Below are 22871 nucleotides of genomic sequence, written 5' to 3'. Positions count from 1 at the left end.
CTCGCATGACCGCCCTGCCCGCGGACCGCCGCGACGACTATCGCGCCCTGCACGACACCTTCCACTGGGAGGTGCCCGAGACCTTCAACCTCGCCGAGGTGTGCTGCGGCCGCTGGGCGCGCGACCCCGGCACCATGCTGCGCGTTGCGGTCTACACCGAGCACGAGGACGGGCGGCGCGGGGCGCACACCTACGCCTATATCCAGGCCGAGGCCAACCGGCTGTCGCGCGCCTTGCGCCAGCTTGGCGTGCGCCGCGGCGACCGCGTGGCGATCATCATGCCGCAGCGCATCGAAACCGTGATCGCCGGCATGGCGGTCTACCAGCTCGGCGCGGTGGCCATGCCACTGTCGATGCTGTTCGGTCCGGAAGCGCTGGCCTACCGCATCGATCACAGCGAGGCGCGCGTCGCCATCGCCGACGAAACCTCGATCGACAACCTGCTGACGGCTCGCCACGAATGCCCGACGCTCGCCAGCGTGATCGCGGTAGGCGACGCCCAGGGCCGCGGCGATACCGACTGGGATACGCTGCTCGCGGCGCAGTTGCCGACCTTCACGGCCGAGGTCACCAAGGCCGACGAAGCGGCCGTGCTGATCTATACCAGCGGCACCACCGGTCCGCCCAAGGGCGCGCTGCTGCCGCACCGCGCGCTGATCGGCAACCTGACCGGCTTCGTGTGCTCGCAGAACTGGTATCCGCAGGACCACGATGTGTTCTGGAGCCCGGCCGACTGGGCCTGGACCGGCGGGCTGTGGGACGCGCTGATGCCGGCGCTCTATTTTGGCAAGCCGATCGTTGGCTACCAGGGCCGCTTCTCGGCCGAGCGCGCCTTCGAGCTGCTCGAACGCTATCGCGTCACCAACACCTTCCTGTTCCCGACCGCGCTCAAGCAGATGATGAAGGCGTGCCCGCAGCCGTCCACGCGCTACGATCTGCGCCTGCGCGCGATCATGAGCGCGGGCGAGGCGGTGGGCGAGACCGTCTTCACATGGTGCCGCGACGCGCTGGGCGTGATCGTCAACGAAATGTTCGGGCAGACCGAGATGAACTACATCGTCGGCAACTGCACGGCGCAGTACGACGAGACCCGCCTGGGGTGGCCGGCGCGGCCGGGATCGATGGGGCGTCCCTATCCGGGCCACCGCGTGGCCGTGATCGATGAGGACGGCGCCCCATGCGCGCCCGGCGTGGATGGGGAGGTGGCGGTCTGTGCGACCGATATCCATGGCCATCCCGACCCGGTGTTCTTCCTCGGCTACTGGAAGAACGACGCGGCCACGGAGAACAAGTACGTGGAGCACGCGGGCCTGCGCTGGTGCCGCACCGGCGACCTCGCGCGCATGGATGCCGACGGCTATCTCTGGTACCAGGGCCGCGCCGACGATGTCTTCAAGTCGTCGGGCTACCGCATCGGCCCGAGCGAGATCGAGAATTGCCTGCTCAAGCATCCGGCGGTCTCGAACTGCGCGGTGGTGCCCTCGCCCGATCCCGAGCGCGGCGCCATCGTCAAGGCGTTTGTCGTGCTGACCCCGACGGTGGAACGCTCCGCCGAGCGCGATGCCGCGCTGGTGGCGGAACTGCAGCAGCATGTGCGCGGCCAGCTGGCGCCGTACGAGTATCCGAAGGCGATCGAGTTTATCGACCAGCTGCCGATGACGACGACAGGCAAGATCCAGCGGCGCGTGCTGCGCTTGCTGGAGGAAGAGCGCGCGGCGGGCAAACCGGCGTAAGACATGAGGCGGCCCGGGGCCGTGGGTCGCGCCGGGGCCCGATGACCGTGCCCTGCCCGGCCGCGCCCTACCCGGCCGCCCCTTCCAGCCAGGCCAGTTCGTCCTCATCGAACCCGGCCGCGCGGCGCGCAGCGAGGTTGAACGGGCCACGCGGCTTCGGTGCGCCGTACCGTTCCGCCAGTTGCGCATAGGTCGCTACCGGATCGAGTCCCCGGCCCGCGCACAGCCACCGATACCAGCGATTGCCGATGGCCACGTGCCCGACCTCGTCGCGCAGGATGATGTCGAGGATGGCCGCGGCGGCCAGGTCGCCGGCCTCGGCGAGCCGGGCCCGCACGGGCGGCGAGGCATCGAGCCCGCGCGCTTCCAGTGTGCGCGGCACCAGCGCCATGCGCGCGAGCACGTCGCCGGCGGTCTTGTCGCACATCTCCCACAGGCTGTTGTGGGCCGGAAAATCGCCATAGGCAAAGCCGAGCGTGGCCAGGTGGTCGGCCAGCAGCGTGAAGTGCAGCGCCTCCTCGTCCGCCACCCGCAGCCAGTCCGCGTAGAACGCCTGCGGCATGCCGTCGAAGCGCCAGACCGCATCCAGCGCGAGGTTGATGGCATTGAACTCGATATGGCAGAGCGCGTGGATCAGGTTGGCGCGACCGGCCGGCGTGTGCAGCGAACGGCGGCGCTCCACGCGCTGCGGCGGCACCAGCTCCGGCCTTGCCGGCCGGCCCGGTAACGGTCGGGCCGGCAAGGCCGGCGCCGCCGTACCGCCGAGGGCTTGGGCGTAATCCGCCACCGCGCCGCCGGCGGCCAGAACCGCCGCATACAGGGCGCGCGTGGCCGTGGCCTTGTCCCTGGCATCGTTCATGCACAACAGATCGAAGGCCTGCCGGCGCGGCCGCTGTGGGAACGACCCTGCTGACGAATGTGACGGCACGGAAGATGAATCGGCTGGCATGGGCGTAAAATCTCGGAATGCCGCCATTGTAGGGCCGCCCGGCCCCGCACTTTGAAATCCGCGCGGCCATCCCCACTTACCTCGAATGCCTCAGGCAGGAGTTCTCATGGCGCTTTACCAGCTTGGCGACCTTACCCCCATCATCAGCGACGACGCCTATGTGGCCAGGGAAGCGACGATCATCGGCAACGTGACGCTCAAGGCCCGCGCCAGCGCATGGCCCGGCGTGGTGATCCGTGGCGACAACGAGCCGATCGTGGTGGGCGAGGACACCAACCTGCAGGAAGGCGCCGTGCTGCATACCGACCCGGGCCGCCCGATGACGCTGGGCAACCGGGTCTCGGTGGGCCACCAGGCCATGCTGCACGGCTGCACGGTGGGCGATGGTTCGCTGATCGGCATCCAGGCCGTGGTCCTCAACGGCGCCGTGATCGGCAAGGAGTGCCTGGTCGGCGCCGGCGCGCTGGTGACCGAAGGCAAGGTGTTTCCGGATCGCTCGCTGATCCTGGGCTCGCCGGCCAAGGTCGTGCGCGAACTGACCGATGAGGATGTGGCCAACCTCTACCGCAACGCCGAGACGTACGCGCAGCGCCAGGCCATGTACAAGACAGCGCTCAAGCGCATCGACTGATTTGACGGAAGTACCTTGAAGGACCGATTAGTGACCGCGACCACCAACCCCGACATTCTGCAGAAATTCCTGTTCGACGCCGCCCCCGTGCGCGGCGAGCTGGTCCGCATGGAAGCCACCTGGCAGGAAGTGCTGAACCGCCATGCCTACCCCGTGGCGGTGCGGCGCGTGCTCGGCGAGATGATGGCGGCCGCGGCGCTGCTGTCGGCCAACCTCAAGTTCAACGGCGCGCTGGTGATGCAGTTGCACGGCGACGGCCCGGTGCGCATGCTCGTGATCGAATGCTTGTCGGACCTGTCGATGCGCGCCACCGCCAAGCTGGCCGAGGACGCCGCGATCGCCGACGACGCCACGCTGCGCCAGATGGTCAACGTGCGCGGTCAGGGCCGCTTTGCCATCACGCTCGACCCGCAGGACAAGCTGCCGGGCCAGCAGCCCTACCAGGGCATCGTGCCGCTCTCGGACGAGCACGGTCCGCTCGGCTCGGTCGGTGCGGTGCTGGAGCACTATATGCGCGCCTCGGAACAGCTCGATACGCGCCTGTGGCTGGCGGCCAACGACCAGGTCGCGGCCGGCATGCTGCTGCAGAAGCTGCCGTCGTATGGCGGCACCATGGAAGGTCAGGGCATGCCGGCCGCCGAGGTCGGCGAGACCGGCGCGCCGCTGACCGACGATGGTCGCCCGCAGGATCTCGATACCTGGGATCGCGCCTGCCAGCTCGGTGCCACGCTCAAGCAGGAGGAACTGCTGGCCGAGGCGCCCGAGACGCTGCTGCGCCGGCTGTTCTGGGAAGACCTGGAGGCGACCGGCCTGCGCGTGTTCGAGCCCATGCAGCCGCACTTCCAGTGCTCCTGCTCGCGCGCCAAGGTGGCCGGCATGCTGCAGACGCTGGGCCGGGAAGAGGTCGAAAGCATCATCGCCGAACGCGGTCACGTCGAGATCCACTGCGACTTCTGCGGCCAGCGTTATGAGTTCGATCCGGTCGACAGCGCGCAGCTGTTCACCGCGCCGGTGGCCACCGGCGCCGGCGATGGCGCGCACCAGCATCACTGATCCACACCACGGCATGCCAGGGGGGCCGCAACCATGAACCCGTCGACCGCACTGCGCCCGCCCCGCGCGCTGGCGCTGGCCGCACTGCTCGCCGCCACCCTGGCGGGCTGCGCGGCGCCGCTGCCGCGCGACAGCAACGGTTCTCCGTTCACGGCGCGGCTCGCCCCCAATGGCGTGCCGCCGCCTCCGGTGACCGAGGCGCAGAAGCAGCAGCTGACCACGCTCAACGCCCAGATCCTGCAGGAGCAGGAGGCCGCCATCGCGCGGCAGCAACAGGCCGAGGCATGGGCCAATGCGGCTTATGCCTATCCGTATTCCAACTGGAACCTGTACTACGGGGGATGGGGCGGCGGGCGCTGGGGGTATGGCGTGAGCGTGGGCTCGCCCGGCTACTGGGGCTGGGGTGGCTACCCCTATGGGTGGTGGTAGAGCGGCGGGATTGCGGGGATCGCGGGAATTCCGGGGATTGCGGGAATTCCGGGGATTGCGGGGATTGCGGGCTCAGTGCCCGGTCGCGGCGACGGAATTCGGCGGCGGCGGTAGCGGCGGCGTGGCGCTGACCTTCGGCGCCGGCGCGACAAACTGCACGAACACCTCGCCGTCCTTGACCATGCCCAGCTCGTAGCGGGCGCGTTCCTCGATGGCACCGGTGCCATCCTGCAGGTCCTTCACCTCCCCTTCCAGCTTGGCATTGCGCAGCTTGAGCGACTGGTTGCGGCTGGCCTGTTCCTCGACCTGGTGGTTCAGATCCCAGACGCGCAGCCATCCGCCCTTGCCCAGCCAGAGCGGATACTGGATAGCCAGCAGCAGGATGAACAGCAACAGCGAAATCAGGCGCATCGGAAACCGGTGAGGGCGCGGGTCAGTCGGTCGGTATGTCAGTCTGTACGTCGGTACGTCGGTACGTCGGTACGTCGGTACGTCGGTACGTCGGTACGTCGGTACGTCGGTCGGATCGGCGAGCAGGTGGCCGGCAAACGACCGGCACCATGATCCACCATGCCGCCGGAGATTGCAAAGCAAAACTCAAGAACCGCTGTAACAGCTGTTCCAACATGCAACAAAAAACGGCGCTGCCGGATGTATCCGGGCAGCGCCGTCATATCGGCAAGTTGCTTGCCGAGCTTCAGCGCAGATTGTAGAACGCGCTCTTGCCCGGGTAGCTGGCCACGTCGCCGAGATCCTCCTCGATGCGCAGCAGCTGGTTGTACTTGGCGATGCGGTCCGAACGCGACAGCGAGCCGGTCTTGATCTGGCCGGCATTGGTGCCCACCGCGATATCGGCGATGGTGCTGTCCTCGGTCTCGCCCGAACGGTGCGAGATCACGGCCGTGTAGCCGGCACGCTTGGCCATCTCGATGGCGGCAAAGGTCTCGGTGAGCGTGCCGATCTGGTTGATCTTGATCAGGATCGAGTTGCCGATGCCGCGCTCGATGCCTTCCTTCAGGATCTTGGTGTTGGTCACGAACAGATCGTCGCCCACCAGCTGCACGCGCTTGCCGAGCTTGTCGGTCAGCGTCTTCCAGCCGTCCCAGTCGCCTTCCGCCATGCCGTCCTCGATCGAGACGATCGGGAACTTGTCGCACAGGTTGGCCAGGTAGTCGGCAAACTGGGTCGAGTTCAGCTTCAGGCCTTCGCCCTCGAGCTGATAGACATCCTCGGCCTCGTGGTAAAACTCGCTGGCGGCGCAGTCGAGCGCCAGCAGCACGTCCTCGCCGGCACGGTAGCCAGCCTTCTCGATCGCCTGCACGATGGTGTTCAGGCACTCCTCGTTGGACGAGAAGTTCGGCGCAAAGCCGCCCTCGTCGCCGACGGCCGTCGACATGCCCTTGTCGGCCAGGATCTTCTTGAGCGCGTGGAACACCTCGGCGCCGCAGCGCAGCGCTTCGCGGAAGCTCGTCTGCGACACCGGCATGATCATGAATTCCTGGATATCCAGGCTGTTGTTGGCGTGCGCGCCACCGTTGACGATGTTCATCATCGGCACCGGCATCTGCATGGCGCCCGAACCGCCGAAGTAGCGGTACAGCGGCAGGCCGGCTTCCTCCGCGGCGGCCTTGGCCACGGCCATCGACACGGCCAGCATCGCGTTGGCGCCCAGGCGGCCCTTGTTGTCGGTACCGTCGAGGTCGATCAGCGTGCGGTCGAGGAACGCCTGTTCGGAGGCATCCAGACCCATGATCGCTTCGGAGATTTCGGTATTGATGTGCTCGACGGCCTTCAGCACGCCCTTGCCGAGGTAGCGCGACTTGTCGCCATCGCGCAGCTCGATCGCTTCGCGCGAACCCGTGGACGCGCCCGACGGCACCGCGGCGCGGCCCATCACGCCGGATTCCAGCAGCACGTCGCACTCGACGGTGGGATTGCCGCGCGAGTCGAGAACCTCGCGACCGATGATATCTACGATTGCACTCATGAATTCCTCTCTCTTACTGTTGATGCTTGATGCTGCTCGATTGGGAAACCGGGAAAGAATAGGCCAACTTGCTCGCACCGGCCATGCTGTATCTGCGAATCTTTTGTATGGAGTCTCGATACGGCAGCGCAGCCCCGCCGGAAAGCACACCGCCCGCGGGAGACGCGGGCGGCAGGTCGGGCAGCAGGTTTACGCGCAGGCCACGGGCCAGCCGAAGTTGTCTTCGAGGAAGCCGGCGCGCTTGACCAGCGCGTCGAGGTCCTTGAGGACGGCCAGCAGTTCCTTCATGCGCGACAGCGGCACGGCATTGGGGCCGTCCGACATCGCCTTGCTCGGATCCGGATGCGTCTCCATGAACAGGCCGGCAATGCCGGTCGCCACCGCGGCACGCGCCAGCACCGGCACGAACTCGCGCTGACCACCCGAGCTGGTGCCCTGTCCGCCCGGCAATTGCACCGAGTGGGTGGCATCGAACACCACGGGGGCGCCGGTCTCGCGCATGATCGCGAGGGCGCGCATGTCGGAGACCAGATTGTTGTAACCGAACGAGACCCCGCGCTCGCAGGCCATGAAGACGTCGTCGGGCAGGCCTGCTTCGCGCGCGGCGTCGCGGGCCTTGTCGATCACGTTCTTCATATCGTGCGGGGCGAGGAACTGGCCCTTCTTGATATTGACGGGCTTGCCGCTCTGCGCGCACGCACGGATAAAATCGGTCTGGCGGCACAGGAAGGCCGGCGTCTGCAGAACGTCCACCACAGCCGCCACCGGCTTGATCTCGTCGATCTCGTGAATATCGGTCAGCACCGGCACGCCGATCTCGCGCTTCACCCTGGCCAGGATCTCCAGACCACGCTCCATGCCGAGGCCGCGGAACGACTTGCCCGACGAGCGGTTGGCCTTGTCGAACGACGACTTGTAGATGAACGGAATGTCGAGCGCGCCGGCGATCTCGCGCAGTTCGCCCGCGGTGTCGAGCGCCATCTGCTCGGACTCGATCACGCACGGGCCGGCAATCAGGAAGAACGGCCGGGTCAGACCGACGTCGAATCCACACAGTTTCATGACTGTCTCCTGTCGTGTGCCGGACGCTCAGGCGCCCTTCGCGCCCTTGCGCTGCTGGCTGGCCAGCGCGGCTTCCACGTAGGCCTTGAACAGCGGATGGCCGTCGCGCGGCGTCGAGGTGAACTCGGGGTGGAACTGCACGCCCACGAACCACGGATGGAGGCTGGCGGGCAACTCCATCATCTCGGGCAGGTTCTCGGTCGGCGTACGGGCCGAGATCACCATGCCGGCCGCTTCCAGCATCGGCACGTAGTGATTGTTGACTTCGTAGCGATGGCGGTGACGCTCGTTGACCTCGGCGCCATAGATCTGGCTCGCCATGGTGCCCGCCTTGATGGGCACGCGCTGGGCGCCCAGGCGCATGGTGCCGCCGAGATCGGATTCGGCGCTACGCTGCTCGACCTTGCCCTCGCGGTCCACCCATTCGGTGATCAGCGCGACCACCGGGTGTTCGGTATCGAGGTTGAATTCGGTCGAGTTGGCATCGCCCATGCCCGCCACGTGACGGGCGAATTCGATGACGGCCAGCTGCATGCCGAGGCAGATGCCGAGATACGGTACCTTGTTCTCGCGTGCGTACTGGATCGCGCGGATCTTGCCTTCGGTGCCGCGCTTGCCGAAGCCGCCGGGCACCAGGATCGCGTCGAGCGGCGCCAGCACTTCGAGGTGACCCGACTCCAGTTCCTCGGAGTCGATGTACTCGATGTTCACGCGCGTCGCGGTATGCATGCCGGCGTGGCGCAGCGCCTCGATCAGCGACTTGTACGACTCGGTCAGGTCGACATACTTGCCGACCATGCCGATGCGGATTTCGTGCTCGGGGTTTTCCTGCGCGTTGACCAGCTTCTGCCACATCGACAGGTCGGCCGGCTTGGGGTCCAGACGCAGTTCTTCGCAGATCAGGCGGTCGAGGCCCTGCTCGTTGAGCATCTGCGGAATCTTGTAGATGCTGTCGGCATCCCACACGGAAATCACGGCTTCCTGCGGGATATTGGCAAACAGCGAAATCTTGGCGCGCTCGTCGTCGGGAATCGGACGGTCGGCGCGGCACAGCAGCGCGGTCGGCGAGATACCGATCTCGCGCAGCTTCTGCACCGAGTGCTGGGTCGGCTTGGTCTTGAGCTCGCCGGCGCTGGCGATGAACGGCACCAGCGTCAGGTGCACGAACGCGCAGTGGTTGCGACCCAGGCGCAGGCTCATCTGGCGTGCGGCTTCCAGGAACGGCAGCGATTCGATATCGCCCACCGTGCCGCCGATCTCGACCAGCGCGACGTCGGCCTTGCCGTCATGCGAGGCAGCGGCGCCACGTTCGACAAAGGCCTGGATCTCGTTGGTGATATGCGGAATGACCTGCACGGTCTTGCCGAGATATTCGCCGCGGCGCTCCTTGCGAATCACCGACTCGTAGATCTGGCCCGTCGTGAAGTTGTTCGACTTGCGCATCTTGGCCGAAACGAAGCGCTCGTAGTGGCCAAGGTCCAGATCGGTTTCCGCGCCGTCCTCGGTCACAAACACCTCGCCATGCTGGAAAGGGCTCATCGTGCCGGGGTCGACGTTGATGTAGGGATCGAGCTTGAGGAGGGTGACTTTGAGGCCGCGCGACTCGAGAATGGCCGCGAGCGAAGCAGCAGCGATGCCCTTGCCGAGAGAAGAGACGACGCCACCGGTGACGAAGACGAATTTGGTCATAAACCGAGCTTGCCGGGGAAATCGGGATTATACATGAGCGGCCCGTCGCCGGCGCCGCGGATTTTGTGACCGCCGCCCTGCCCGGACCGTCTGCGACGGCTACTTCTCATGCCCGGCGCGGCGGCCTGTTGCCATGGTTGTCCCCGCCTTCCGCACGCGCGCCGGCGCCTCGTGGGCCACGTCCGCCAGGGCGCCCGCGCTCGGTTCGCGCTCGGCGCCCACTCACCCCGCGCGCATGGTGCCGATCAGGTCGCGGATCGCCGCCGCCGTCTCCAGCGGCCTTTCCATCGGATACAGGTGGCCGCCTTCGATAAAGCGCAGGCGCTGGCCCACCAGCCTGCGGGTCGCGCCCAGGCCGGCCTGCCGCACCTCGACCGAACGCGTGCCGGCGATAAACCCCACCGGCACCGGCGCGCCATGCGCCACCTGCCGCCCAAGGCTGGTCGGCAGCGTGCGGTAGATCCGGTACTCCACCTCGCGCGCGAAGCGCAGCCGCCGTTCAGCACCCCGCGCGGTGGGCTCGGTGCCGTGTTCGGTGTAGTCGCGCAGCACCTCGGGATCCCAGATGGCGAAATTCGGTTTGGACTGGAAATGCGCCCACACCGCCTGCGCGTCGGGCCAGTGCGTGCGGCGCCGCCGCGTGACCGCGGCCGGGCCGGCGCGCTCGTCGAGGCCCAGCAGTTGCGACGCGCGCAGCAGCGAGGCACGCCAGCCGGCAATGACCGGCGAGTCGAGCATTACCACGCCGCGCACGCAGCCCGGCCGGCGCAGCGCCGCCATCAGCGACAGAAAGCCGCCCAGCGAATGACCGACCAGCCAGACCGGGCGTGGCCCGGTGCCGGCCATCCGCGTATCGAGCTCCGCCAGCAGTTCGTCCACCAGGTGCGGCCACTCGCGCGTGACCGGATAGCGCGGGTCATGCCCGTAGCGCTCCACCGCGCGAATCTCGAATTCGTCCTCGAGCGCGCCAAACAGCTTCCGGTACGTCCGCACCGGAAATCCGTTGGCATGGGAGAACAGCAGCAGATCGCGCATCCGGCGCGGTCAGGAACGGTCGTGCCGCGCCCGCACCGGCTGTCCCCAGCGGTCGGCCTCGTCGCGCGCGAGCGGAAATTCCGCCGGCTTGCTGGCATCCCATTCGGGGTTGCAGATCTCGCCGAACACCTGGCGCAGCCGCTGGCCCCAGGTATCGCGGATCATGCGGAAGTAGGCGTTCTTCTCGTCGATATTGGCGAAGCGCGTGACGCGCAGCGCGTCGCTCTCGTAGACCAGCAGATCGAGCGGCAGGCCCACCGAGATATTCGACTTCAGCGTCGAATCCATCGAGATCAGCGCGCACTTGGCGGCCTCGCCCAGCGGCAGCGAAGGATGCACCACGCGGTCGATGATCGGCTTGCCGTACTTGGCTTCGCCAATCTGGAAATAGCAGTTCTCGGGCGTGGCCTCGACGAAGTTGCCGGCCGCGTAGATATTGAACAGGCGCACACGCTCGCCGCGGATCTGGCCGCCGAAAATCAGGCTCACGTTGAATTCGATGCCGGCATCGCGCAGCGCGTGCGCGTCGCGCTTGTGCACCGTGCGCACCGCATCGCCGACGATGGTGGCGGCCTCGAACATGTCGCGCGCGGTCCACAGCGAGCGCTTCTCGTCACGCCCCTCGGCCAGCACCTGGCGCACGGACTGGCTGATGGCGAGATTGCCGGCGGTCATCAGCACCATCACGCGGTCGCCGGGCTCCTCGAAGACGGTCATCTTGCGCGCGGTGGAGATGGCGTCCACCCCGGCATTGGTGCGGGAATCGGAAAGAAATACCAGGCCGGCATCCAGCCGCATGGCTACGCAGTACGTCATGGCTCTTGTTGTCGGGGGCTCTTCCGCGCCGGGTCGCGCGGAATAAACCTGCATTCTAGCCTCCCGCGCACGCCCTGCCCGCCCGCCCACGGCGTTTGAGACGTGCACATCACCACGCGGCGTCAGTCCAGCGGCGCGATCGCGATATCCACCGCCATGGTCTCGCCGTTGCCGCCCTCCAGCACGCCCCGGATTGGTGCGGCCGACGCATAGTCCCGCCCCACCGCGAGGCGCACGTGACGCGCATCGGTGACGCAGCGGTGCGTCACGTCGATGCTGCACCAGAGCGCGCTGGCCGGGTCCAGGCAGATATCGGCCCAGGCATGACTGGCCAGCGCCGTGGCGGCCGGATCGTAGAAGTAGCCACTGACGTAGCGGGCCGGAATACCGAGCGCGCGGCAGGCGGCGACCATCACTTGCGCCTGGTCCTGGCAGACCCCGCTGCCCAGGTGGAACGCCTCGGCGGCCGAGGTTCCGACATCGGTGGTGTTGGCCTTGTAGCGCACGCGCTCGGCAATGCCGTCGGCCAGCGCCAGCAGTGCCGGCAGCTCGTGTCCGGCCGCAAGGAACGGGGCGGCGAACGCGCGCATCTCGGCCGGTGCGGTGGTGGTCGGCGTGCCGGCCATGAAGTAGAGCGGCGACACGCGTGCCTCGCCGGCCTCGGGCAAGTCCTGGAAGGCAGGATCCCCGCCCGGCGCATGCACCTCGACTTCTCCGGTGGCCGCAATCTCGATGCGGCTGGCGGGGCCGGCCATGGTGAAGTTGTGGACGATATTGCCAAAGCCGTCGCGCGCTTCGGACAGGTTGCCCGGCACCGAGATATGCCACGCGCGCACCGCCTGCAACGGGCCCGAGCGTGGCGCCAGCCGCAACTCGTGCACGCTGCGGCGTACCGGTTCCGCGTAGTGATAGACGGTCTTGTGATGAATCTTGTATTTCACGGTGTGTCACGCAGCGAGCGGCACCAGGAAGTCCCGGCTGATGCCGTTGCCAAGATCGCCGATGCGCTCGAGAAAGCTCGTCAGGTAGGCATGCAGACCGCAGGCGAAGATGTCGTCGATGCGCGCGTATTTGAGGTCGGCGTGGAGTTTACCAGCCTGCCGCTCGGTCTCCGCGGACTGCTGGTTGGCCACCAGCGCCAGGATCGCCACCACTTCGTCCATGCTGGACACCAGCGAGCGGGGCATGTCGGGCCGCAGGATCAGCAGCTCGGCCACCCGTTGCGGCGTGATCACCGCGCGATAGATCGGACGTGTCAGGAATTTCGTGTGCTGAGGTCGGTTAAAAGATCTCAGCTGATGGCGGCGGTGAATCGCTCGCCGAACAGAATGGCGAACTGATTGACTGCTTGCCGCCAGGTGATAGGCGGCATCTTCCAATCCTTTTCGATGTTGCGCAAGGCCAGAAACAGCAGTTTGCTGGCGGCTTCGTCGCTCGGGAAGTGGCCGCGGTTCTTGACGATCTTGCGCAACTGCATGTGCATGCTCTCGATGGCGTTCGTCGTATATACGATTCGACGCACCTCGGGCGGATAGGCGAAGAAGGGGATCACCTGTTCCCATTGGCGCTGCCACATGGCCGCGACGGTAGGGAATTTGCGCCCCCACTCGCTCTGCGCAAAGGCGTCGAGCGCCGCTGCCGCCGCCTCGGCCGTGGCGGCCTGATAGATCGGCTTGATCGCGGCAGCCAGCGACTTGCGGTCCTTCCAGCTCGCCAGATTCAGCGAATTGCGGATCAGATGCACGATGCAGGTCTGGATTTGGGCGGCCGGATAGACCGCCTCGATCGCTTCGGGGAAGCCGCGCAAACCATCGACCACCGCGATCAGGATGTCGTGCAAGCCGCGGTTCTTCAACTCGTTGAAGACCTTCAGCCAGAACTTGGCGCCTTCCGTTTGCTCGATCCACAAACCCAGCACTTCCTTGCGGCCGTCGGCGCGGATGCCCAACGCCAGATAGACCGCCTTGTTCTTGACCGTGCCTTCGTCGCGGATCTTCAGCCGCAGCGCGTCAAAGTACACGATCGGATACATGGCCTCGAGCGGGCGTTGCTGCCATTGCTCGACGTCGGCCAGCACCTCGTCGGTGACCGTGGAAATCAGATCGGGCGACACCTGCAGCCCGTACAGTTCCAGCAGATGGCCCTGAATCTCGCGCACGCTCATGCCGCGCGCATACATGCTGATGACGTGGTCGTCGAAGCCCGGCAGCCGGCGTTGATACTTGCCGACCAACTGCGGCTCGAACGTCGCCTGCCGATCGCGTGGAATATCCAGCGTCAGTTCGCCGTTGGGCGTGAGGACCGTCTTGCGGCTTGTGCCGTTGCGGTGGTTGCCCGCCTTGCCTTGCTCGGCCTCGGTTTCCAGATGGTGGCTCAACTCGGCCGCGAGCATGCGCTCGGCCAGTTGCTTCTTGAGCTGGCCGGCCAAGCCCGATTCGCCCAGGATCGACTCGGCATCCTTGCTCTGCACCTGGGCAAGCAGTTGATCGATCAGCTCATCGGGGAACAGCTTCGGCGCCTTCGGGTTCTTGCTCTTCTTGGTCACGGTTGCATCGGTCATAGGACGTTATTTCCGTTATCGTCTCATGGCCTCGGCACACTAAAAATCTGACAGGCCCGATAGATCTTGCGGTAGACCTCGAAGCCAGACACCGAGCGCAACACCGCGGCCCAGTGATAGAAATCGTTCTGCTCGGCGGCAGGTTCGCCTCCCGTATCGCCCCGTGCCTCGCGCTCGGCGCCCATCTCGCTGCCCGACGCCTGGAACTTCACGTCGAGGATCCGCGCGGTATTGTCGGCGCGCTCCAGGAAGGTGCCAAGCCGCATGAAGTGGAACGCGTCGTCCTTGAGCATGGTGCCGAACTGCACGCCGCGCGCCAGGTGCGAGCGAAACTTGACCCACTCGAAGAAGCGCGACGGGTCCTCGTGCAGCTCGCCATCGGCGATCATGCGCTGCACGTCCAGCCAGGTGGTGTTGAGGGTCTCCCACACTTCCGTCGTCAGCGAGCCGCGCACCGCGCGCGCGTTCTCGCGCGCCGCGCGCAGGCAGCTCATGATCGACGACGGGTTGGTCATGTCGCGCACCATGAAGTCGATCACGTCGTCGCGCGTCAGCAGCCCGTATTTGTGGTCGAAGGCGTTGGTCAGCTCGGAAATATCGAGCATGGCCCACCAGCCCTGCTCCGCCACTTCCGCCGACTGCGGCAGCAGCGAGGTCTGGTAGTTGACGTCGAGCATGCGCGCGGTGTTTTCCGCGCGCTCGGTGTAGCGGGCCATCCAGAACAGGTGGTCGGCGGTACGGCTCAGCATGATGTTCTCCCTAGCGTTCCAGTACCCACGTGTCCTTGGTGCCGCCCCCTTGCGAGGAATTCACCACCAGCGAGCCCTCGCGCAAGGCCACCCGCGTCAGGCCGCCGGGCACCATGCGCACTTCCTTGCCCGACAGCACGAATGGCCGCAGGTCGATATGGCGTGGCGCGATGCCGGACTCCACATAGGTCGGGCACGTCGACAGCGCGAGCGTGGGCTGCGCGATGTACTGGGCGGGCCGTGCGCGCACCACCTCGCGGAACTGGTCGATCTCGGCGCGCGTGGCGGCCGGCCCCACCAGCATGCCGTAGCCGCCCGCGCCATGGGTTTCCTTGACCACGAGCTCGTGCATATGGTCGAGCACGTACTGCAGGTCGTCCGGACGCCGGCACATGTACGTGGGCACGTTCGAGAGGATCGCTTCCTCGCCGAGGTAGAAGCGGATCATGTCGGGCACGTACGGATAGATCGACTTGTCGTCGGCCACGCCGGTGCCGATGGCATTGCAGATGGTCACGTTGCCGGCGCGATAGACCGACAGCAGGCCCGCGGCGCCCAGCGCGGAGTCGGGCCGGAACGCGAGCGGATCGAGAAAATCGTCGTCCACGCGGCGGTAGATCACGTCGATACGCTGCGGCCCCTGCGTGGTGCGCATGTAGAGGTGATCGTCCTCGACGAACAGGTCGCTGCCCTCGACCAGCTCCACGCCCATCTGCTGGGCCAGGAACGCATGTTCGAAGTACGCCGAGTTGTACATGCCGGGCGTGAGCACCACCACGGTGGGATCGGTGATGCTCTGCGGCGAGACCCCGCGCAGCATGTCCAGCAGCAGGTCGGGATAATGCGCGACCGGCGCCACGCGGTTGCGCGCGAACAGCTCGGGGAACAACCGCATCATCATCTTGCGGTTCTCCAGCATGTACGACACGCCAGACGGCACGCGCAGGTTGTCCTCCAGCACGTAGAACTCGCCCTCGCCCGCGCGCACCACGTCGATGCCCGCCACATGTGCGTAGATGTCGCGCGGCACGTCGACGCCGAGCATCTCGGGCCGGTACTGGGCGTTGTTGTAGATCTGGTCGGCCGGAATCACGCCGGCGCGGATGATGTCCTGACCGTGATAGATATCGTGGATAAAGCGGTTGAGCGCGGCCACGCGCTGACGCAGGCCGCGCTCCAGCGTGGCCCACTCGCTGGCCGGAAAGATGCGCGGGATCACGTCGAACGGAATGGTCCGCTCGGTGCCGCTGTTGGACTCGTCCTTGTCGCCATAGACCGCGAAGGTGATGCCCACCCGGCGGAAGATCAGGTCCGCCTCGGCCCGCTTGTTGTCCATCGAGGCGGCCGACTGCCGCCCGATCCAGTCGGCGAAACTGCGGTAATGCGCGCGCACCGCGCCCGCCGGCAACATTTCTCCCGCCAGGATACGCGCCACACCACCGTCATCCCCTGGCTCCAGCATCTCGTCGAAAAACCGCGCCGCCATGATGGCCGCTCCTCTTCTGTATGGGCCTGCCGCGAAGGCGGACCTGTTCTTGTTCGATGCCGTGTTGGATACTGGCCTTTTCAGCATATCCGGATCGGGCAATCGCGCAAGACTGGAAGCTACCGATCGATCCGGAGACGCCTCCGGGATTTAGCAAGATGCTTGCCAACCTGGCGCGGCGCCGGGAAGCGCCGCCGGCGGGAACGACCGGGTTATCTGGAGACGGCGGGGGGCGCCGGGGGACGACCGGCAAGGTTGGCCGATCGCAGTCGAGCCCCAGCCGAGCACGGCCGAGCACGGCCGGCCTCCGCCGACGTCCGTCGAGGCTAGCGGGCCTCAGGCGGCGCCACCGGCGTGCGGGGCGTCGCGGGCCGCGGGCGGGCAGCGCGCCGCGTCCGGGGGGCACTGGGCGAGGATGTCCTGCACCAGCGTCTCCGGCGTACGCCGGATATCGAGCACGAGCGCGTTGCGCGGCTCCTCAAGGGTCTCGAACTGGCTCTGCAGCAGGGCCGGATTGAAGAAGTGGTCCGTGCGCGCGGACAGGCGGCCGCCGATGGTGGCGGCATCGCCCTTCATGAACACGAAGGTCACGCCGCCGTCGGGCGGGGTCAGGCGATCGCGATAGACCTGCCGCAGCGCGGAGCACGTAAAGACGTGCGGGCGGCCTTCGGCGCGGGCGGCGTCGATGGCAGCGCGCATCGCGGCCAGCCACGGCCAGCGGTCGTCGTCGGTGAGCGGGATGCCCGCGTGCATCTTTTCCTTGTTGGCCGCGCTGTGGAACTCGTCGGCGTCGTGAAAACCGCAATGCAGGCGGCTCGCCAGCAACTGGCCGACCGTGGTCTTGCCGCTGCCGGAAACGCCCATCAGGATGTAGATCATGTCTGCTCCGTATCGTGGTCCCCCGCACGCAACGGTACGGAGGGCGGCGGGTCGCGGACGAGGGGATGGTCGACGATCGAGCGTCGATCGTCGGATCGTGCCGCGCCAGCCTTGTCGCCAGGCCTGGCGTCTTATTGTGCGACGGCCGTAGCCGTTTGGACAGCATCCGCCTCGGAGAGGTCCAGGGCGCTGCCGCCCGCCTCCGCGCCGCGCGCGTGACGGCGGAACAGGCCAAACAGGCCACGCCCGAGGCTGAAGCCCGCAAATTCGTCGGCCGGCGCCGCCGCGCACGGGCGCGCGGCAAACTCGGCCTGGGCGGCAGCATCGCCGACCCATGCGAGCGTGCCCGCCACCGCATCCACGCGGATCACGTCGCCATCGCGCACGCGCGCGAGCGGGCCGCCCGCCAGCGCTTCCGGACCGACATGGATCACCGCCGGCACCTTGCCGGACGCGCCCGACATGCGGCCATCGGTCACCAGCGCCACACGGTGGCCGGCATCCTGCAGCGCACCGAGGGCGGGCGTAAGGCGGTGCAACTCGGGCATGCCGTTGGCATTGGGGCCCTGGAAGCGCACCACCGCCACCACATCGCGCTCGAGTTCACCCGCCTCGAAGGCGGCCTGCAGGGCCTCCTGCGAATCGAACACGCGGGCCGGCGCCTCCACCACACGATGTTCCTCGGCCACCGCCGACACCTTGATCACGCCGCGCCCGAGATTGCCCGCCATCAGGCGCAGGCCGCCTTCCGTGGAAAACGGCGCGCTGGCCGGCGCCAGCACGGTGGCGTCGCCGCTGGTGGCGGGGCCGTCGCGCCAGCGCAGTGCGCCATCGGTCAGCACCGGCTCCTGCGTATAGCGTGCCAGGCCGTGCCCGGCCACGGTGTCGACGTCCTCGTGCAGCAGACCCGCGTCGAGCAGCTGCGCGATGACGTAGGCCACACCGCCGGCGGCATGGAAGTGGTTCACATCGGCCGAGCCGTTGGGGTAGACGCGCGCCAGCAGCGGCGTGGCGCGCGAGAGCCGGTCGAAGTCGTTCCAGTCGATGACGATGCCGGCCGCGCGCGCCATGGCCACGAGGTGGATCGTATGGTTGGTGGAGCCTCCGGTGGCCAGCAGCCCGACCATCGCGTTGACGACGGCGCGTTCGTCGACGATGCGCGAGATCGGGGTATAGGCGTCGCCCCGGGCCGTCAGCGCGAGCGCGCGCTGCGCCGCCGCGGTGGTCAGCGCGTCGCGCAGCCCGCTGTCCGGATGGATGAAGGCCGCCCCCGGCATATGCAGGCCCATGATCTCCATCAGGAACTGATTGCTGTTGGCGGTGCCGTAGAACGTGCAGGTGCCCGCGCCGTGATAGGCCGCGCTCTCGGCCTCGAGCAGCGCTTCGCGGCCGACCTGGCCGGTCGCGTAAAGCTGGCGCACGCGCGCCTTTTCCTTGTTCGACAGGCCGCTCGCCATCGGCCCCGCGGGCACGAACACCACCGGCAGATGACCGAACTGCAGTGCCCCCATGATCAGGCCGGGCACGATCTTGTCGCATACGCCGAGCATGACCGCGGCATCGAAGGTATTGTGCGACAGCGCAATGGCGGTGCCCATCGCTATCGCATCGCGCGAGAAGAGCGACAGCTCCATGCCGGCATTGCCTTGCGTAATGCCGTCGCACATCGCCGGCACGCCGCCCGCCACCTGCGCCACCGCGCCCACCGCGCGCGCGGCCTCGCGGATCACCGCCGGATAGCGTTCGTACGGCTGGTGCGCCGACAGCATGTCGTTGTAAGCGGTGACGATACCGAGGTTCAGCGCATGCTCGACGCGCAGCTTGAGCTTGTCGTTGGCGGGCAGCGCCGCATAGCCGTGCGCGAGATTGGCGCACGACATGCCGCGCAGCGGCCCGAGTTCCTGCTGCGTGCGTGCGCAGCGGGCCAGATAGGCGGCGCGACTGGCGCGGCTGCGGGCCAGGACGCGTGCGGTGACGGCCAGTACCTCGGGATGTACGTCGTGGGGCATGAAGCGGTCCGTGTTCTGTAGATTTTCTACATTATAGCCATGCATCGCCAGATTGAGGAATCGTTGCCACTCGCACAAAAGGCAAAAAAAGGCGTTACCGGGCGCAAAAATGCCTTCATACGGGTAAATCCTAAGTGCGAGCCATTGATGTCCTCACCGAGAATCGCGCCACTCCGCGTGTAGAATATCTACAATCACCGAAGCTCACCATGCGCGACCGAATCCTTGCCGTCTACGACACGCTCCGCCCTTCCGAGCGCCGCCTGGCCGACTACGTGGCCCGTCACGGCGCCACCGTGATCCGCCTGTCCATGCCGGAACTCGCCGAGCGTGCCGGTGTGTCGCAGCCGACCATCGCCCGCTTCTGCGCCGCGCTCGGCTACGACGGCTTTCGCGAATTCAAGCTCCAGTTTGCCCAGAACGTTGGGGGCGGGACGCCGTTCGTACATCAGGACGTGAAGGCGGACGATCGCCCCGCCGATATCGCCGGCAAGGTGTTCGACCGCACCATCGCCACGCTGATGACCGTGCGCAATGCCCTCTCGGCGGACCAGATCGAACATGCCATCCAGTTGCTGGCCAATGCGCGGCGTATCGAGTTCTACGGCTGCGGCAACTCGGGCATCGTCGCGCTCGATATCCAGCACAAGTTCTTCCGCCTGGGCATTCCGACCACTGCGTATTCGGACTCGCATGTGTTCAGCATGTCGGCGGCGCTGCTGCGTCCCGGCGATGTGGCGGTGCTGGTCTCCAACAGCGGCCGCACGTGGGATATGCTGACCGCCGCCACGCTGGCGCGCGCCAGCGGTGCGAGCGTGCTGGCGCTCACGCATAGCGGCTCGCCGCTGGCGGGGCTGGCGCATGTTTGCGTGTTCTCCGATGTCGAGGAAGACAGCGAGGTCTATACACCGATGACGTCGCGCATCTGCCATCTGGTGCTGGGCGACGTGCTGGCTGCCGGCGTGGCGCTGGAGCGTGCCGATGCGGTGGCGAGCGGGCTGCAGCGCGCCAAGGCCCATCTGCGCGAACGCCGCATCGCGGGCGCCGAGCCGGCCGCGATACCCAACACGCTTGCCGACGCGCTTGCGCAAGGCGCCGCGCCTTCGGCTGCGGCACCCACGCCCGCACGCCGCCGGCGTCAGCGCGGCACCGGCGGCGCCTCGCGCCAGTAACGGCGCACGCGCTGGCGATAGGTCGACACCTCGTGGCACGCGCCGCGTGTGACGATCGAGACGGCGCCGGTCTCATCGGTGCGATAGCGCGCAATGCCGAGCCGCTCATAGCGGGCCCAGACATCGGCGCGCGGGTGACGGTAGCGATTACGGTAGCCAAGCTGGAAAATCGCGAGCTCCGGCGCCACCGCGCGCAGAAAGGCGTCGCCCGACGAGGTGCCGCTGCCATGATGCGGCACGATCAGGATGTCCGATTGCAGGCTGGCGCTGGCGGCAAGCGCCATGTCGGCGGCATCGGGGCTGGCCGGGTCTTCTGCCGCGCCGATGTCGCCTGCGTCGGCTGCGTCACCGGCCTCGGCCACCTCGGCCACCGCGGGTACCTCGCGCACGTCAGATACTTCGCCCCCCTCACCCCCGTCACCCCCTTTCCCTGCCTCGCGCGCGTTTGCTGCATACGCTGCATACGCTGCATACGCTGCATTCGTTGCGGCCGCAGCGGGCTGCGCCATCCGGGCCACGATCGCACGCTCCTCGCGCACGCCGATATCGCCCGTGAGCAGCACGCTGCGCTGCGCGGTAACGACCCGCAGCACGCAACTGCGCGCGTTGCTCGCATGACGCGCGTTCCCGACCTGCGCGGCCGGCGGATGCAGGATCGCGAACCCGACCCCGTCCCACTCCCAGGACGCACCCGCCGCACAGGGCCGCCACGGCTGCGCCATCCACGGCTGGCCCGGCGGCGCCGCCGTCAGGCGGGCGCGAACCGGCACCACCGCCTCGACCTCGCGCACGCCACCGGCATGGTCGGCATCCTCATGGCTCACCATCAGCTGATCGAGACGCCGCACACCCATCGCCCGCAGATACGGCACCACCACCTGCGCGCCGGCGCTCGCTCCCGATGCATAGGCCGGGCCAGTGTCGTAGAGCAGCGCATGCCGGCGCGTCTCGACCAGCACCGCCGTGCCCTGCCCGACGTCCAGCGCGGTAATGCGCATCTCGCCATGCGGCACGGGATGGCGCCCCGCCACCAGCATTGGCAGCATCAGCAGCACGCCGCGCGAGCGCATGGCACGGTTGCCGCCCGGCATGAGTACGTGCGCCACGCCGAGCACGGCCAGCACCAGCGGTATCCATCCCGCGTGCGCGGCCTCCCAGACCGCCCATGACGGCGCGGCCAGCCACGCCAGGGCAGCGGACAGCCACACCATGGCGGTGTGTGCCACGGCCAGCGCGAAGCTTGCGAGCGCGTGCGGCAGCACGGCCGCGGCCAGCGCGAGCGGCGTGACGACGAGGCTCACCACGGGAATGGCGAGCGCGTTCGCCACCGCCGACACCACCGATACCTGACCGAACAGCAGCAGCGTCAGCGGCACCAGGCCCACGGTCACGGCCCACTGCACGCGCGCGGCGTCGGCCAGCCATGCACGCAGGCGCGCCGGCCAGGTCATGTCGGCAGACTGCCGGGCGCGTACCGCCACCAGCAGGATGACCGCGACGGCGCCAAACGAGAGCCAGAACCCAGGCGCCATCACCGCCCACGGATCGAGCGCCACGGCTGCCGCAGCGGACCATGCAAGCACCAGCGAGGGCGGCGGCGCGCGCCCGCCCCACAACGCAATGGCCGCCACCGTCAGCATCGTCACCGTGCGCAGCGCAGGAATCTGCATGCCGGCAAGCAGGCCATAACCGAGCGCGGTCAACACGGCGGCCACCAGCGCGGCGTGTCGCGCCGGACACCACAGCGGCAGCGCGCACCATCGCAAACCCCGCCGCCAGCCAGGCGGCGGCCGATGCAGGATGCGGCCAAACCCGAACGAATGCCGCCATAGCCAATGCACGAGCGCACCCGCGGCGCCGGACAGCATCGTGATATGCAGGCCCGAGATACTGACCAGATGCGCAATGCCGGTACGCCGGAACACCTCCCAGTCCGCCGCCGCAATGCCGCGCTGGTCACCAATGGCCAGCGCCACCAGCACGCCCCCCAGGCGTGCATCGGGCGGCAGCGCGGCCCGCAGCCGGTCGCGCAATTGCGCGCGCCAGCGCTCGATGCGGGCCGCGTCGTCGTGCTGCGGGCCGGCGCGGGCCGCGCGCACGTAACCGGTCGCGCCAATGCCTTCGCCAAGCAGCCAGTACGCGTAGTCGAAACCATGCGGATTGGCCAGACCACGGGGCGGCCGCAGCCGCACCGTCAGTTGCCAGCGCTGGCCGGGCACGAGCTTGACCGGCGGCTTGCGCCAGGTCAGCAGCACGCGCGCGGGGACATGACGGTCCGCCCTGAACACGAAGCGCGTGCCGTGATCGGCCTCGTCGGGCAAGCCTGCGATCACGCCGGCAAGTTCGCGGTCCTGGCCCGCCTCCGCCTCCGGCAGCCAGTCCGCAAGCCGCTGGTCCGCGCGCCAGGCCGCCCAGCCGGCGCCAAGCGTCAACGCCAGCACGATCGCGACCGCGCGCGCATGCGCACGCCGCCAGGCCAGCCATGCCATGGCGAGCACGACGACCGGAAGAAAGCCGGGCCATGCCGGCAGCCGTCCCTGCTGCTGCAGCCACCAGCAGCCAGCCACAAAGGCCAGCAGGCAAAGACGCATGGCGAGCTCCTCTCCGCGTCGGAAACTTCGGAAGGAGCGTT

At 67.7% G+C, this 22871-nt stretch carries 19 protein-coding genes and 2 pseudogenes; 6 read left to right on the top strand and 15 right to left on the bottom strand.

What is annotated here, in order from left to right:
- The first annotated feature begins 5 nt into the window (after positions 1–5).
- The gene (locus DFLDMN_RS00785) at positions 6–1733 is read left to right on the top strand and encodes an acyl-CoA synthetase (protein ID WP_423196636.1); all 1728 of its coding nucleotides are present in this window, start codon (positions 6–8) and stop codon (positions 1731–1733) included.
- 67 nt (positions 1734–1800) lie between these two features.
- On the opposite strand, the gene DFLDMN_RS00780 is transcribed toward DFLDMN_RS00785, so the two are convergent.
- Positions 1801–2709 carry a ferritin-like domain-containing protein gene (locus DFLDMN_RS00780; RefSeq protein ID WP_423196635.1) on the bottom strand — a complete coding sequence of 303 codons (909 nt, stop codon included), beginning with the start codon at positions 2707–2709 and terminating at the stop codon, positions 1801–1803.
- A gap of 79 nt (positions 2710–2788) precedes the next feature.
- Between DFLDMN_RS00780 and DFLDMN_RS00775 the strand changes: the two genes are divergently transcribed.
- Genes DFLDMN_RS00775 through DFLDMN_RS00765 form a run of 3 tightly spaced genes read left to right on the top strand, consistent with a single transcriptional unit; the run spans position 2789 to position 4795 of the window.
- Positions 2789–3313 (top strand): gamma carbonic anhydrase family protein, encoded by a 525-nt coding sequence (locus tag DFLDMN_RS00775; RefSeq protein ID WP_423196634.1) that lies wholly within the window; start codon positions 2789–2791, stop codon positions 3311–3313.
- 30 nt (positions 3314–3343) lie between these two features.
- Entirely contained in the window at positions 3344–4366 is a 1023-nt protein-coding gene (locus DFLDMN_RS00770) for an Hsp33 family molecular chaperone HslO (protein WP_423196633.1), read from the top strand.
- A 33-nt stretch (positions 4367–4399) separates the two neighbouring features.
- Positions 4400–4795: a hypothetical protein gene (locus DFLDMN_RS00765; RefSeq protein ID WP_423196632.1), complete on the top strand. Its 396-nt coding sequence runs from the start codon at positions 4400–4402 to the stop codon at positions 4793–4795.
- 72 nt (positions 4796–4867) lie between these two features.
- Here the strand turns inward: DFLDMN_RS00765 and ftsB are convergent, their stop codons facing one another.
- Positions 4868–5206, bottom strand: a complete 339-nt coding sequence (ftsB, locus tag DFLDMN_RS00760; RefSeq protein WP_423196631.1) for a cell division protein FtsB — start codon at positions 5204–5206, stop codon at positions 4868–4870.
- Positions 5207–5355: 149 nt separating this feature from the next.
- Here ftsB and DFLDMN_RS00755 point away from each other — a divergent pair, with 149 nt between their 5' ends.
- Positions 5356–5508: a hypothetical protein gene (locus tag DFLDMN_RS00755; protein ID WP_423196630.1), complete on the top strand. Its 153-nt coding sequence runs from the start codon at positions 5356–5358 to the stop codon at positions 5506–5508.
- Here DFLDMN_RS00755 and eno read toward each other — a convergent pair.
- The 12 genes and pseudogenes from eno to edd form a co-directional block, all read right to left on the bottom strand.
- Entirely contained in the window at positions 5493–6782 is a 1290-nt protein-coding gene (gene eno / locus DFLDMN_RS00750; protein ID WP_423196629.1) for a phosphopyruvate hydratase, read from the bottom strand. The genes DFLDMN_RS00755 and eno overlap by 16 nt on opposite strands.
- A gap of 189 nt (positions 6783–6971) precedes the next feature.
- A complete protein-coding gene (gene kdsA, locus DFLDMN_RS00745) occupies positions 6972–7844 on the bottom strand; it encodes a 3-deoxy-8-phosphooctulonate synthase (protein WP_423196628.1) in 873 nt (290 codons plus the stop codon).
- A gap of 27 nt (positions 7845–7871) precedes the next feature.
- Positions 7872–9533, bottom strand: a complete 1662-nt coding sequence (locus DFLDMN_RS00740) for a CTP synthase (protein WP_423196627.1) — start codon at positions 9531–9533, stop codon at positions 7872–7874.
- Positions 9534–9755: 222 nt separating this feature from the next.
- Complete coding sequence (locus DFLDMN_RS00735; RefSeq protein WP_423196626.1) at positions 9756–10568, bottom strand: alpha/beta fold hydrolase; 813 nt, start codon at positions 10566–10568, stop codon at positions 9756–9758.
- A gap of 9 nt (positions 10569–10577) precedes the next feature.
- Complete coding sequence (locus DFLDMN_RS00730; RefSeq protein WP_423196625.1) at positions 10578–11384, bottom strand: peptidase; 807 nt, start codon at positions 11382–11384, stop codon at positions 10578–10580.
- A 122-nt stretch (positions 11385–11506) separates the two neighbouring features.
- The gene (locus tag DFLDMN_RS00725) at positions 11507–12325 is read right to left on the bottom strand and encodes a transglutaminase family protein (RefSeq protein ID WP_423196624.1); all 819 of its coding nucleotides are present in this window, start codon (positions 12323–12325) and stop codon (positions 11507–11509) included.
- Positions 12326–12331: 6 nt separating this feature from the next.
- Positions 12332–12637: pseudogene (locus tag DFLDMN_RS00720) on the bottom strand (alpha-E domain-containing protein); the annotation flags it as partial.
- Positions 12638–12675: 38 nt separating this feature from the next.
- Positions 12676–13944 carry an IS256 family transposase gene (locus tag DFLDMN_RS00715; RefSeq protein WP_025647994.1) on the bottom strand — a complete coding sequence of 423 codons (1269 nt, stop codon included), beginning with the start codon at positions 13942–13944 and terminating at the stop codon, positions 12676–12678.
- A gap of 56 nt (positions 13945–14000) precedes the next feature.
- Positions 14001–14693 (bottom strand): annotated as a pseudogene (locus DFLDMN_RS00710) (alpha-E domain-containing protein); the annotation flags it as partial.
- A 10-nt stretch (positions 14694–14703) separates the two neighbouring features.
- Entirely contained in the window at positions 14704–16179 is a 1476-nt protein-coding gene (locus DFLDMN_RS00705; RefSeq protein WP_423196623.1) for a circularly permuted type 2 ATP-grasp protein, read from the bottom strand.
- Positions 16180–16515: 336 nt separating this feature from the next.
- Positions 16516–17058: a gluconokinase gene (locus tag DFLDMN_RS00700; protein WP_423196622.1), complete on the bottom strand. Its 543-nt coding sequence runs from the start codon at positions 17056–17058 to the stop codon at positions 16516–16518.
- 131 nt (positions 17059–17189) lie between these two features.
- The gene (edd, locus tag DFLDMN_RS00695) at positions 17190–19067 is read right to left on the bottom strand and encodes a phosphogluconate dehydratase (RefSeq protein WP_423196621.1); all 1878 of its coding nucleotides are present in this window, start codon (positions 19065–19067) and stop codon (positions 17190–17192) included.
- A gap of 209 nt (positions 19068–19276) precedes the next feature.
- Between edd and DFLDMN_RS00690 the strand changes: the two genes are divergently transcribed.
- Positions 19277–20239, top strand: a complete 963-nt coding sequence (locus DFLDMN_RS00690; protein WP_423196620.1) for a MurR/RpiR family transcriptional regulator — start codon at positions 19277–19279, stop codon at positions 20237–20239.
- On the opposite strand, the gene DFLDMN_RS00685 is transcribed toward DFLDMN_RS00690, so the two are convergent.
- Complete coding sequence (locus tag DFLDMN_RS00685; protein ID WP_423196619.1) at positions 20206–22830, bottom strand: DNA internalization-related competence protein ComEC/Rec2; 2625 nt, start codon at positions 22828–22830, stop codon at positions 20206–20208. The genes DFLDMN_RS00690 and DFLDMN_RS00685 overlap by 34 nt on opposite strands.
- Between the last annotated feature and the right edge of the window lie 41 nt (positions 22831–22871).

Source organism: Cupriavidus sp. H19C3, assembly GCF_049393815.1.
GTDB lineage: Bacteria > Pseudomonadota > Gammaproteobacteria > Burkholderiales > Burkholderiaceae > Cupriavidus.
This window is presented reverse-complemented; position numbering and strand designations above follow the sequence as displayed.